Genomic DNA, 12,533 nt, shown 5'->3' with positions numbered 1-12,533 from the left:
ATAATGGGCTTCAGGAGAGGGCATGACGACCATTCACGCATTCAAGATGCAGCTGAAGCCCGGCGTCGTCGACGAATATAAGGCGCGCCACGACGCGATCTGGCCCGAACTGGCGGAACTGCTCCATCATAGCGGGATCCGCGACTATTCGATCTTCCTCGATGAGGAGACCAATGCCCTGTTCGCAGTGCTCAAGCTCACGGAAGATAACAGCCGCGAAGCGCTCCCCGAGCATCCGGTGATGCGGAAATGGTGGGATTACATGGCTCCGCTGATGGAAGTCGAACCGGACAACAAACCGAGGGAATGGGCGCTCAAGCCTGTGTTCCACCTGCCATGATCCGCGCTCGCCAAAAATCGGTTCGTGCTGAGCTTGTCGAAGCACGCCTCTCCACTAAGCCAACCGCCAGCGGCAAGGCGCCCTTCGACAAGCTCAGGGCGAACGGAGGCGCGTGGATCTGCGCAGCCCTTCTCGCCGCCGCGTCGCTGCTCGCGCTCCCCGCCACCGCACAGGAAGCGAGGCAGACCGCCAATTTCCACGCGCCGGTGAAGACCTTCGGCCGCGTCTCGTACGACGCGCGTTCGCTGATGATCGACGGCAAGCGCACGATCATCTGGTCGAGCGAGATGCACGCCTTCCGCCTGCCCTCGCCCGATCTGTGGCGCGACGTGCTGCAGAAGATGAAGGCGAGCGGGTTCAACACCGTCGCGTTCTATTTCGACTGGGGCTTCCACAGCCCGAAAAAGGGCGTCTACGATTTCAGCGGCATCCGCGACATCGACCGGCTGCTGACCATGGCCGAGGAGGAAGGCCTTTGGGTCATCACGCGCGCCGGCCCCTATGTGAATGCCGAGCTCACCCGCGGCGGTTTCCCCGGATGGCTGGTCAACCAGCGCGGCCGCGCGCGTACCGACGATCCCGAATATCTCGCCGCATCGGACGAGTGGCTGACCCGGGTCAACGCGATCATCGCGCGCCACCAGATCAACGGCGACGGCAAAGGCCATCGCGGCAACGTCATCCTCCACCAGATCGAGAACGAGCTGGCGCTGACCACACCGGCACAGCGCCGCTACATGGATCACCTCTACGCCAAGGCACGCGCCGACGGCATCACGGTGCCGCTGTTCCACAACGACCAGGGCCGCAACGGCTATTGGGTGCCCGAGGACAGCAAGGTCGAAAAGACCGTCCCCGGCCCCAACGACATGTACGCGTTCGACGGCTATCCGGGCGGCACCTGCACCGTGAACGGCAAGCCGACGCGGGGCTCGGCGGCGCCCGATTGGGGCTATTACGGCCCGGGCGGGGCGAAAGGCGGCGCCTCGGCATCACCCAATACGCCGGGCTTCCTCGCGGAGTTCGGTGGCGGCTGGTTCGATTATTGGGGCTCGAACGGCGGCTATGAATGCAACGCGATCCAGCGTGGGCGCCGCTTCCAGCGCGTCTTCTACGGCACCAACCTCGCCAACGGCATCTCGATCCAGAGCTTCTACATGGGCTTTGGCGGGACCAGCTGGGGCTGGCTCCCCGCGCCGGTGGTGTTCACCAGCTATGATTACGGCTCGGCGCTGTCCGAGACGCGCGAGGTGCGGCCCAAGGCCGAAGAGCTCAAGCAACTCGGCGGCCTGATAGCGGCGGTGCCCGATCTCGCCGGGATGGTGCCTGCGGGCCCGGTACAGATCTCGTCGGACAAGGTGCAGGTCTATCACAACAAGAGCCCGGAGACCGACGCACGCTTCCTGCTCGTCACGCACAAGCCGTCGAACGGTCAGACCAGCGACCGCTTCACTTTCACCGCCGACCTGCCCGACGGCCGCTACACGCTGCCGATGCAGCTCGACGGATTCGACGCGAAATGGCTGGTCGCGGGAGTCAATCTCGGCGGCCAGCGCCTCGTCTATTCGACCTCCGAGTTGCAAACGATCCTCAAGCAGGACGGCCGCGACATCGCATTGCTCTACGGCCGCGAAGGCGAAGCCGGCGAGACCGTGCTGCGCTATTCCAGCGAACCGAAGGTCACCGTCCTCGAAGGCGGCGCGACGTCGACCTTCGACACCAAAGGCGATCTCAAGCTCAGCTACGCGCATCGCGGCCTCACCCGCATCCGGATCAGCGGCGGCGGGCGTCCCGACCTCCTGCTCCTCATCGGCGACGAGGCCGAAGGCGCGAAGTTCTGGCATGCCGGCGATACGCTGGTTCGCGGACCCGCGCTGGTACGCAGCGCCAAGGCTGCCAAGGGCATGCTCGCGCTCATCGGCGACACAAAGGAAACCACTCCGCTCGAAATCTGGGCATCCGGCAGCATCCGCAGCGCAACGTGGAACGGCGCGAGGATCGCCACGACGCGCACGCAATCGGGCAGTGTCACGGCAACCGCATCGCTCGCCGCGCCGATCGACTTCCCGCTCCCCGCGCTCACTGACTGGCGCGTCGCCGCCGGCTCGCCCGAGGCCGATCCCGGCTTCGACGATCGCGACTGGCAAAAGATCGACAACCGCGCTTATGCCAGCATCACCGCGCGCGCCGATGGCCAGCCCAACATGCTGATGGACGCCTATGGCTTCCACGAAGGCGATGTCTGGTATCGCGGCCGCTTCACCGGCACGCCCGATGCCGAACGGCTCAAGCTCCATTACGGCGCCGGCGGCGCGGGGCTGCTGCAGGTCTTCCTCGACGGCAAGCTGATCGGGCAGGACGAGATCCCCGCCGGCCTGCCGCGCCCGATCACCACCGGTGCGCCGGGCTTCCTGCTTCCCGACGCCGCACGCGTGCCGGGCGAGCACGTGCTGTCGGTAATGGTGCGCAACAACGGCCATAATTGGGACCTCGACGCCGACGATTTCCACAAGGAAGCGCGCGGTCTCGTCTCGGCCTCGATCGAGCCCGTCGCCGGGCCGAGCTTCGCGGTACCGATCGCGTGGAAGATCAACGGGCGCGGTGAGGACCTTGCCGATCCGGTGCGCGGCGTCGCCAACAATGGCGGCCTCGATGGCGAACGCCGCGGCTGGTACCTCCCCGGCTTCGACGACCGTAGCTGGAAGTCCGCCGCCGTTCCCACCGCACAGGCGACTCCTGGCACCAGCTGGTACCGCACCAGCTTCGACCTCGCCGTGCCCAAGGGGCAGGACGCGACGATCGGCCTCGCTTTCGGCGACACGAGCAAGCCGCGCTCGCCCGTCGCTTATCGCGTGCTGATCTTCGTCAATGGCTGGAACATGGGCCAGTTCATCGCGCATGTCGGCCCGCAGCGTGTCTTCCCGATCCCCGAGGGCATCCTCAACCATCGCGGCCGCAACCACATCGCGCTCGCGGTGACCTCCGACGGCGCGCCCGGCAACGCGCTCGAGGCGGTCAAGCTCGTCACGCTGCGCAATGTGAAAGGCGGGCTGCCGGTGCGGATGGTGACCGCTCCCGCGGCCCCGGCCGAGCTGAAGTGATAACGCGCCGCCAGACGATCGGCGCAGGCGCGCTGGGCCTCGCGGGCCTTGCCGCGCCGGCGCGCGCCAGATCCGGCGCCCGGCCCTGGCCCTTTCTCATCGGCGCCGACATCTCCTGGGTGCCCGAGGACGAGGCCGCGGGCGCGACCTATTACCAGGACGGCGTCCGGAAAGACCCGCTCGCGATCTTTCGCGACGCCGGCTTCAATGCGCTCAAACTCCGCCTCTTCGTCAATCCCGAGAACGGCTATTCGAAGGGCAAGCCGGGCGGGCCGTGGTGCGGGATCGAGCAGATCATCGACTTTTCCCGGCGGATCAAGGCTGCCGGCTTCCATCTTTCGACCACGCTCCATTATTCGGACACCTGGGCCGATCCGCAGCATCAGAACAAGCCCGCGGCATGGGCGGACCTGCCTTTCGCGAAGCTCGTCGAGACCGTCCATCGCTACACCGTCGACACCTTCGCCGCACTCAAGGCCGCCGGTGCTGCGCCCGATCTCGCGATTCTGGGCAACGAGACGACCTTCGGCATGCTCTGGCCAGAGGGCCGCGTGCCGCTGACCATCCCGACCGGCAATCCGCAGACCGATGCCGTGCACATGAGCGTGACGGGCGCGGGCGGCTATGACCGGTTCGCGGCGCTGCTCAAGGCCGCCGTTTCGGCGACACGCGATACGCTGCCCGGGGTGCCGCTGGCGCTCCACAATCATCTCGGCAGGCACTGGCCGATCGTCCGGCACTGGACCGACAATCTGATCGCGCGCGGCGTGGATTTCGATGCGCTCGGCTTCTCCTGCTACCAGCAGGCCGCCGAAGGCGATTGGGCGCGGACCTTCGCCGAATTCGGCAAAAGCTACCCCGACAAAGGCTTCTTCGCGATCGAATATTCGTCGCGCAAACGCTATGTGAACGACCTCGTCCACGCGCATGCCAACGGCTGGGGCAGCTATATCTGGGAGCCGACGCGGCATCAGGAAGCGATCTTCCTGAAAGACGGTGTCAGCGCCGGCGAGGGGCCGCGGCCGAACCTGCTCTCGCAGGGCATCAACGGCGCCGAGGCGCCGGGCGCCGCCCCCGCCCCGCCGGCACCGCGCAAACCGCGCGATCATGGCGGGCGCTACGACGCCGATCCGACCTTCATTCGCCTCTACCAAAAGATGGCGAAGGACTATGGGGTCAGCAAATGACCCGCGAACTTACCGAAACCAGGAGATATTAAGTGACCGCCCTCACGCACGACGTTCCGCGCAGCGAGATCACGTCGAAGATCGATCTGTTGATGGACAATCTCGTCAATATCAAGGACGAGACCGGCGAGTTCCTGCTCCATCTCGAGGACGGCCGGATCATCGACACCAAGGGCTGGGCCGGCTGGGAATGGACCCACGGCGTCGGCCTGTTCGGCATGTGGCGCTATTACGAGCAGACCGGCGACGACAAGGCGCTCCACATCATCAAGCAATGGTTCGAGGACCGCTTCGCCGAGGGCACGCCGACCAAGAACATCAACACGATGGCCCCGTTCATCACGCTCGCTTACCTGTACGAGCACGAGCCCGATCCGCGCTACATCCCCTATCTCGACACCTGGGCCGAATGGCTGATGGCGCCCGACGGCCTGCCCAAGACCGAGGAAGCCGGCTTCCAGCACATCGTCTATAACGACGAGAATCCCGGCGAGATGTGGGACGACACGCTCATGATGTCGGTGCTGCCGCTCGCCAAGATCGGGCTGCTGCTGGGTCGGCCGCATTATGTCGAGGAGGCGAAGCGCCAGTTCCTCGTCCACATCAAATATCTCTTCGACAAGAAGACCGGCCTCTGGTTCCACGGCTGGGACTTCAACGGACGGCACAATTTCGCCGAGGCGCTGTGGGCGCGCGGCAATTGCTGGGTGACGATCGCGATTCCCGAGATTATCGAGATCCTTGATTTGCCCGAGGGCGACGCCTTCCGCGCGTTCCTGATCGACACGCTCGCCGCGCAGGTGAAGACGCTGGCCGAGACGCAGGACGCGAGCGGGCTGTGGCACACGCTGGTGATGGATCCGACTTCGTACCTCGAGGCTTCGGCCACTGCTGGCTTCGCGTATGGCATCCTGAAGGGCGTGCGGAAGGGCTATCTGCCGCGCCACTACGAGCAGGTCGGGATCAAGGCCGTGAAGGGTGTGCTCGCCAATATCGACGCGACGGGCGAGCTCCAGCAGGTCAGCTTCGGCACGGCGATGGGCGACACGCTGCAATTCTACAAGGACATCCGCCTGACCTCGATGCCCTATGGCCAGAGCCTCGCGATCTGCGCGCTGGGCGAGTTCCTGCGGACGTACATCTGATGCAGCGGGCGGCGCTGCTCTTCTGGCTCGCTGCCCGCAGATCAACCTCCGCGCTCAAAAAGTCCTCCGTCACCTCGGACTTGTTCCGGCGTCCACCGGGAGACAAGGGCTGGACGAGAGGCTTTATGGCAGCCGATGAGGCTGAGTGGACCCCGGAACAAGTCCGGGGTGACGATGGTATGGGCAGAGCCGGCGCGCTCCGGCGCTTCGTCCTGGCCCTCTGCCTTCTCCTCGCCCCCCTCCCCGCGCGCGCGCAGCTTGCCGACTGGATCGATGCGCGGCCGGACGCGGCGGGAGTGAACCTCGCCGGCGCGCGCGTCGCCACCGCCGAGGGCGACCATGCGGTCGTCGCCATCGCCGCCGAGGATCTGCGCAGCGACCTCGAAAGCGTCACCGGCAAGAGCGCGGGCGGCGATCCGATCTGGGCCGGCACGATCGGCAAGAATCCCACGATCGACAAGCTGATCGCAAGCGGCAAGCTCGATGCCAAGGGGCTCAAGGGAGCGTGGGAAAGCTTCGTCATCGCCACGGTCGAGCGCCCCGCGCCCGGCGTGGCCCGCGCGCTCGTCATTGCCGGGAGCGACCGGCGCGGGACCGCTTACGGCATCTACGAGCTCAGCCGTGCGATCGGCGTATCGCCCTGGCATTGGTGGGCCGACGTCACGCCGCTCAAGCAGCCGGCGCTGCATGTCCACCCGGGCACGCACCGTTTCGGGCCGCCCTCGGTCAAATATCGCGGCATCTTCCTCAACGACGAGGATTGGGGGCTCACCCCCTGGTCGGCCACCAACTTCGAGGGCGGGCACGGCATGGGGCCGAAGACCTATGCCAAGGTGTTCGAACTGCTGCTGCGGCTGAAGGCCAACACCTTGTGGCCGGCGATGCACAAGATCTCGCCCGCCTTCAACGCTACGCCTGAGAATGCCAAGCTCGCCGATCGCTATGCCCTGGTGATGGGCTCGTCCCATGCCGAGCCGATGCTGCGCAACAATGTCGGCGAATGGACCGCCGATCCGCACGATTATGATTACGGCAAGAACCCCGACGGCGTCCGCACCTATTGGGAGGAACGTGCCCGCACCAACGGCGCATATGAGAGCATCTGGACGCTCGGCATGCGCGGCATCCACGACAGCGGGATGCAGGGCGCGTCGGACATGCCGACGCGGAAGCGCTTCCTCGAAAGCATCATCGCCGACCAGCGCGCGATGATCGCCCGGCATGTGTCGCCGCAGGTCGAGCACGTCCCACAGGTGTTCACGCCGTACAAGGAAGTGCTCGATATCTACCGCGCCGGGCTGGCGGTGCCCGACGACGTCACCTTGATGTGGCCCGACGACAATTTCGGCTATATCCGCCGCTTCCCCACGCCCGGCGAGCGCAAGCGCAGCGGCGGCGCGGGCATCTATTACCACCTCTCCTATCTCGGCGCGCCGCTCTCCTATCTGTGGCTGTCGACCACGCCGCCCGCCCTGATCGCCGAGGAGATGGGCCGCGCCTATGATCTCGGCGCGCAGCGCATGTGGATCGCCAATGTCGGCGACATCAAGCCCGCCGAACTCGCCACCGATTATTTCCTGTCGCTCGCATGGGACGTGCCGGGGACGCGCGCGCTCGGTGTGGACGGTTGGATTCGGCGCTGGGCGCGCGAGAACATTGCGCCAGGCGAAGATGACGCGATAGCCGCCGTGCTCGCCGGGCATCACCGGCTCAATTTCGAGCGGCGCCCCGAGCATCTCCAATGGTATCTGCCCGGGCAGAAAGCGCGCCAGAGCCCGTATTCGATCGGAGAGGCCGATGCCCGGCTCGCCGCGTTCGATCGCAATATCGCGCGGGTCCGCGCGATCGCCGGACGGATCCCCGAAGAACGCCGCGCGGCATTCTTCGAACTGCTCGGCTATCCGGTGGAAGCCGCGGCAGAGGCCAATCGCCGCTTCTTCGCCGCCGAGGCACAGGATCGGCTGCGCGACGTGGACCTCTCCCGCGCGCTGAGCCGCGGCACCGAGGCCCGCGCGGCGGACGCGCGTATCGCCGAACTGACCGAGGCCTATGGCCAGCTCGCCGACGGCAAATGGCGGGGCTTCATTGCGGTCGAGCCCGCGGATGGCCAGTGGAAGAGCTTCCGCCTGACGCCACCGGTGCTGCCCGCGCCCGGCGGCGCTCCGGCGGTGCCCGCGCTGGTCGAACCGGTCGCGAAACTCGATGTCGGGCTCGATCTTGAAAGTGCGGCGGGGAATTGGCGGCCGGTGCCCGACCTCGGCCGCGGGGGGTTCGTGCTGGGCTCGCGCATGGATGGCCCCGTGCGGGGCACGGTGGTGCGTGAACTTCCGGAGGGTCGCTGGCAGGTGATCGTGGATCTGATTCCGACCTATGCCGATGCCGACGGTGCGCCGTTGCAGCTGATCTTGCGCATCGACGGCCGTGACTGGCCGCTTTCGATACCGCGCGAGACCGGGAATGCCGCCTGGGCGCAGGCGGTGCTCGACAACCGGATTTCGGTGGACGTGCCGGCGGTGATTGAAAGCGGACGCCATCGCTTCGAGTTACTGGCGGAGAGCGGCGGCGTGCTGATCGAGGCGGTGCGCTTCGTGCCGGCCGACCGCTAACCCCTTCCGTCACACCGGACTTGTCCCGGGGTCCACCGGGAGGCAAGTCACGGACAAGCCGCTCCAGCTTCTCCGCCGCGGCTTCGTGGACCCCGGCACAAGGCCGGGGTGACGATCGGCCTCGCTACTTCGCCTTCGCCAGCTCCACCGCATAGACGTGGTTCGCGCCTTCGAAATTGCCGCGGAAGACGATCCATTTGCCGTCGGGAGTGAAGGTCATGTTGGGCTCGAGCCGGTAATCCTGCTTGCGCATGTCGACCAGCTTCTCGGCGTCGAAGGTGCCCGGCGCGATCAGGTTCTCGGCGCCCGGCGCGTGAATGCCGGCGACATCCGGAATGTCTTTCGGATGGAACAGATAGAGGTATTTCCCGTCGGGCGCGTGCGCGACCATCTCGCCGTCGCCGCCGTCGCCCGAGAAAAGCTTCAGATCGGGCGACTGGTTATAGTGCACCGACCATTCATTCCGCTCGACATTGTACCAACGGCGCCTGCCCGTCGCGAGATCATAGCCGGCGAGCCAGAACACCTGCCCGCGCGGGGTCTGGAGATCGTACCAGATCGTCTTGCCGTCGGGCGAGAAGAACTCGTGCCCGGCGATCTCCATGTTCATCGTGCGGCTGTGGACGAGGCGTTTGCCGCTGCCGTCGGCGCGGATCGTCCAGATCCGGTCGACCTTGTGCCACGGGCCCTCGTGGCAATACATGATCTGCTGCGGGTCGGTCGGCGAGAACTGGATATGGTTGAGCCAGTCGGTCGACGCGGTGACCACTTTCCGCGCGCCCGTCTTCACGTCGATGGTGAAGATTTCCATCGGGATTTTGGCCTCGAGCCGCTCGTTGAGCCGCACTTCCTTGGCCTCGGCATAAGTCATCGGGCGGCCGTCGGGCCAGTTCGCGGCATATTGCGCCTGGCCGAACTTGCTGTTGTCGGCGGGCTTCGCCCCCGGCTGGAGCGGCCGGTCGTTCTCGGCCCATTGTCCGAGCAACAAGGTCTCGTCGGCATTGATCGACCCGATGAAGCCGCGATCCACATCGGCAATTTTCCGCACCTTGGCCGTATCGATGTCCACCCCGAAGATCGTCGAGGGCGCACCCGGAGCGCCGCGCTTCTGGTAATAGGCCGTCCGCGTCTTGCGGCCAGTGAACAGCAGGACAATGTCCTCTTCCTTGAGCAAAGGCGTGACGGCCCAGGTCTTGAGATCGACCACCGAGATCCCGCCCGGCACCGAGATCACCATCTTGTCGCCCCGCGGCGTATAGCTGTTCTGGTGGAAATAGAGCGCGGCGCTGCCCGGCTCGCGGCTGATACGCACCACCTTGTGCCCGGTGAGCGGATCGACCCACTCGGCGGCGGGATCCGCCGCCGCCGTTTCCGCCAGCACCAGCGATGCAGCCGCAAGGCTCTGGCAAATCGTGCGTCCCAGCCGCATCCTCTACTCTCCCGCCGACTTGATGTCGTTCCACATATCATGATAGCGGTTCAGAATATGGAGTAAAGAACCGGTATCGGCAGTTTGCCGCAATCCCGGCGGCCCAACCCGGAGAGGAAGTCCCGCATGGCCAGCAGCGCCTCGGCGCCAACCGTATCTGCGCACCGTCAGCCGCGCTGGTACAATTATTGGGGCTGGGGCTCCGGCGACATGCTGGGGGCAGGCGCGCAGGCGGTCGTCACCGGCTGGCTGTTATATTTCTTCACCACCTTCTGTAACCTGTCCGCCGCGGAGGCGGGGCTGATCCTCGGCCTGCCGCGGCTGCTCGAGGCGATCACCTGCCCGCTGATCGGCTACGTGTCCGACAATCTGCGGCACAGCTGGATCGGCCGGCGCATCGGGCGGCGCAAGGTCTTCCTGATCGCCACCATTCCGCTGCTGCCCAGCTTCGCGCTGATCTTCGTCGCCGGGCACAGCTTCACTTATTATCTGCTGACATTCATCTTCTTCGAGTTCGTCTACACGATGTTCCTCATCCCATGGGAGACGCTCGCCGCGGAGATGACCAACGACTATCGGAAAAAGGCGAAGTTCGCGGGCGCGCGGATGATCGTCGCGCAAAGCTCCGCCATTCTCGCATCCTATCTGCCGACGCTGATCATCAGCAGCCTGGGGGGCAAGGATTCGCCCAGCACCTTCCTGATCATGGGTGCGATATTCGGCGCAATCTTCAGCCTGGTCGTGCTGCTGGTGGTGATCTTCACCTGGGAACGCCCCTATACCGAAGCCGAGAAGGAGGTGCAGTCCGCGCCGCTCGACCTGAAGACCGCGCTGCTGATTCCCGTCGTGATGTTCCGCGATCTGTTCTCGACGCTTCGCATCCGCGCCTTCCGCCAGCATCTGTCGATCTATCTCGGCGGCTACATCTCGCAGGATATCTTCAACACGGCCTTTCCGATCTTCGTCGTCACGGTGATGATGGGTGCGACGCTGATCATCTCGCAGCTGCTGACGATCATGTATGTGGCGCAGCTCGTCTCGGTGATGATCGCCATCAATATCGTCATCCGCACCGGGCCCGTGATCGCCTACCGCATCGCCATCAGTTTCTTCGGCAGCGGGCTGCTGCTGTTCCTCGCTTTCTATTTTCTCAGGCCGGCCGGCTTCGTCGCGGACCTGGGCGCCCTCCACGGCAACATGCTTTCGGCGCTCAACCCGGCGTCCGCGGGATTCAGTCCGGTGCTGATCTTCTGGCTGTTCGTGCCGATCCTGCTCGCCGGACTCGGCCGCGGCACCCTGAATTTCGTGCCCTGGTCGGTCTATAACTACCTGCCCGACGTGGACGAGGCGGTCACGGCCCAGCGCCGTGAGGGCATTTTCGCCGGCGTGATGACGCTGGTGCGCAAGCTCGCCCAGTCGGCGGCGATCATCTGCACCGGCTGGATCATCGACCTCGGTGGCTATGTCTCGCCGAAGGGCGGGCCTGCCGAAGCAGTGCAACAGACCCCGCAGGCGATCGCCACCATTACTTGGCTGCTGATCCTCGGGCCGATCCTGGTCATGCTCGCCGGCCTGATCGCCTCGTGGCGCTTCCGTCTCAATGCGCAGACCCATGACGTGCTGATGGCCGAGATCGACCATTTGCGGGCCGGGGGCACCGACCCCACCTCGCCCGAGGCACGCGCGGTCGTCGAGAATCTGACTGGCTGGAAATACGATCAGCTCTGGGGCAAGAACTCCGTCTCCGGGAGCCGCTGATGCTCGCCGCACTGGCGCTGCTGCTGCCGTCGGCCGATCCCGTCGCGTCCGTGCCGCTGTTCCGCGATCCGGTGCATGACGGCGCGGCGGACCCGTCGACCGTCCACGATCCCAAGACCGGCGAATGGGTGATGTTCTACACCAATCGTCGCGCCGACCTGGAGCTCGCCGATCCCAAGGACGTCAGTTGGGTCCACGGCACCGCGATCGGCGTCGCGCGATCAAAGGATGGCGCGAAATGGCGCTATTCGGGTACTGCGGCAATTCCCGCGCGTTGCACCGGCGCGACGCTCTGGGCACCCGAGGTCCAGCGCTTCGGCGACGAATGGCATATGTGGGTCACCGTGGTGCCGGGCGTGTTCAAGGACTGGAACGCGCCGCGCTTCCTCGTCCACCTGACCAGCACCGACCTGAAGCGCTGGGACTGCGGCGAGCGTGTCGAACTCGGCTCGGACCGGATCATCGATGCGAGCGTGCTGGCGCTGCCGCAGGGCGGCTATCGGCTGTGGTTCAACGACGAGCGGATGGGCAAGGCGATCCGCTGGGCGGACAGCGCCGACCTGAAAACCTGGACGGTACGCGGCACCGCAGTGACGACGCCCGGCGAAGGCCCCAAAGCATTTCGCTGGCATGGCCGCTGGTGGTTGATCAGCGACGCGTGGAAGGGCCTGCTGGTCCAGCATTCGAGCGACGGCGAGCATTGGACCGCGCAGGCCGGACACTTGGCAGGCGAGCCCGGCACGCGCCCGACCGACCGCGCCAAGGCACAGCATCCGGATGTGATCGTCGCTGGCGATCGGGCATATCTCGTCTACTTCGTCCACCAATCGGGAGAGCCCGAGGCGGCGAAGGATTCCAATTGGGGCCGCCGCACCGTGCTGCAGGTCGCCGAGCTCGAAGAAAAAGATGGAATCCTGTCGGTCGACCGCACAAGGCCGATCACGATGCGGCTCGACAAATAAGGAAA

At 65.7% G+C, this 12,533-nt stretch carries 8 protein-coding genes; 7 read left to right on the top strand and 1 reads right to left on the bottom strand.

Annotated features, from left to right (window positions below; translation table 11 throughout):
- Positions 1 to 22 precede the first annotated feature (22 nt).
- From rhaM to BR78_RS0119030, 5 genes are all read left to right on the top strand, one after another.
- A complete protein-coding gene (rhaM, locus tag BR78_RS0119050; protein ID WP_025587625.1) occupies positions 23 to 340 on the top strand; it encodes an L-rhamnose mutarotase in 318 nt (105 codons plus the stop codon).
- Complete coding sequence (locus tag BR78_RS0119045) at positions 337 to 3,441, top strand: glycoside hydrolase family 35 protein (RefSeq protein ID WP_081855852.1); 3,105 nt, start codon at positions 337 to 339, stop codon at positions 3,439 to 3,441. The genes rhaM and BR78_RS0119045 overlap by 4 nt, the downstream gene beginning before the upstream one ends.
- A complete protein-coding gene (locus BR78_RS0119040) occupies positions 3,438 to 4,628 on the top strand; it encodes a glycosyl hydrolase 53 family protein (RefSeq protein WP_025560249.1) in 1,191 nt (396 codons plus the stop codon). Before BR78_RS0119045 ends, BR78_RS0119040 begins: the two co-directional genes overlap by 4 nt.
- A gap of 32 nt (positions 4,629 to 4,660) precedes the next feature.
- Complete coding sequence (gene bglB, locus BR78_RS0119035) at positions 4,661 to 5,773, top strand: beta-galactosidase BglB (RefSeq protein ID WP_025560248.1); 1,113 nt, start codon at positions 4,661 to 4,663, stop codon at positions 5,771 to 5,773.
- Positions 5,774 to 5,952: 179 nt separating this feature from the next.
- A complete protein-coding gene (locus BR78_RS0119030; RefSeq protein ID WP_025560246.1) occupies positions 5,953 to 8,379 on the top strand; it encodes a glycosyl hydrolase 115 family protein in 2,427 nt (808 codons plus the stop codon).
- A gap of 124 nt (positions 8,380 to 8,503) precedes the next feature.
- Here the strand turns inward: BR78_RS0119030 and BR78_RS0119025 are convergent, their stop codons facing one another.
- The gene (locus BR78_RS0119025) at positions 8,504 to 9,808 is read right to left on the bottom strand and encodes an oligogalacturonate lyase family protein (RefSeq protein WP_025560245.1); all 1,305 of its coding nucleotides are present in this window, start codon (positions 9,806 to 9,808) and stop codon (positions 8,504 to 8,506) included.
- A 126-nt stretch (positions 9,809 to 9,934) separates the two neighbouring features.
- Between BR78_RS0119025 and BR78_RS0119020 the strand changes: the two genes are divergently transcribed.
- Entirely contained in the window at positions 9,935 to 11,566 is a 1,632-nt protein-coding gene (locus tag BR78_RS0119020) for an MFS transporter (protein ID WP_025560244.1), read from the top strand.
- On the top strand, positions 11,566 to 12,528 hold the full coding sequence (locus tag BR78_RS0119015; RefSeq protein ID WP_029937407.1) for a glycoside hydrolase family 43: 963 nt from the start codon (positions 11,566 to 11,568) through the stop codon (positions 12,526 to 12,528). The genes BR78_RS0119020 and BR78_RS0119015 overlap by 1 nt, the downstream gene beginning before the upstream one ends.
- Positions 12,529 to 12,533: the final 5 nt, after the last annotated feature.

Origin of the sequence: Sphingomonas sp. UNC305MFCol5.2 (assembly GCF_000712135.1) — a bacterium.
Taxonomy (GTDB): Bacteria; Pseudomonadota; Alphaproteobacteria; order Sphingomonadales; family Sphingomonadaceae; genus Sphingomonas.
This window is presented reverse-complemented; position numbering and strand designations above follow the sequence as displayed.

Bases quoted from the DNA above. Each gene is read 5' to 3' on its own strand.
- rhaM (WP_025587625.1), top strand. From the start codon at position 23: ATGACGACCATTCACGCATTCAAGATGCAGCTGAAGCCCGGCGTCGTC.
- BR78_RS0119045 (WP_081855852.1), top strand. From the start codon at position 337: ATGATCCGCGCTCGCCAAAAATCGGTTCGTGCTGAGCTTGTCGAAGCA.
- BR78_RS0119030 (WP_025560246.1), top strand. From the start codon at position 5,953: ATGGGCAGAGCCGGCGCGCTCCGGCGCTTCGTCCTGGCCCTCTGCCTT.
- BR78_RS0119025 (WP_025560245.1), bottom strand. From the start codon at position 9,808: ATGCGGCTGGGACGCACGATTTGCCAGAGCCTTGCGGCTGCATCGCTG.
- BR78_RS0119020 (WP_025560244.1), top strand. From the start codon at position 9,935: ATGGCCAGCAGCGCCTCGGCGCCAACCGTATCTGCGCACCGTCAGCCG.
- BR78_RS0119015 (WP_029937407.1), top strand. From the start codon at position 11,566: ATGCTCGCCGCACTGGCGCTGCTGCTGCCGTCGGCCGATCCCGTCGCG.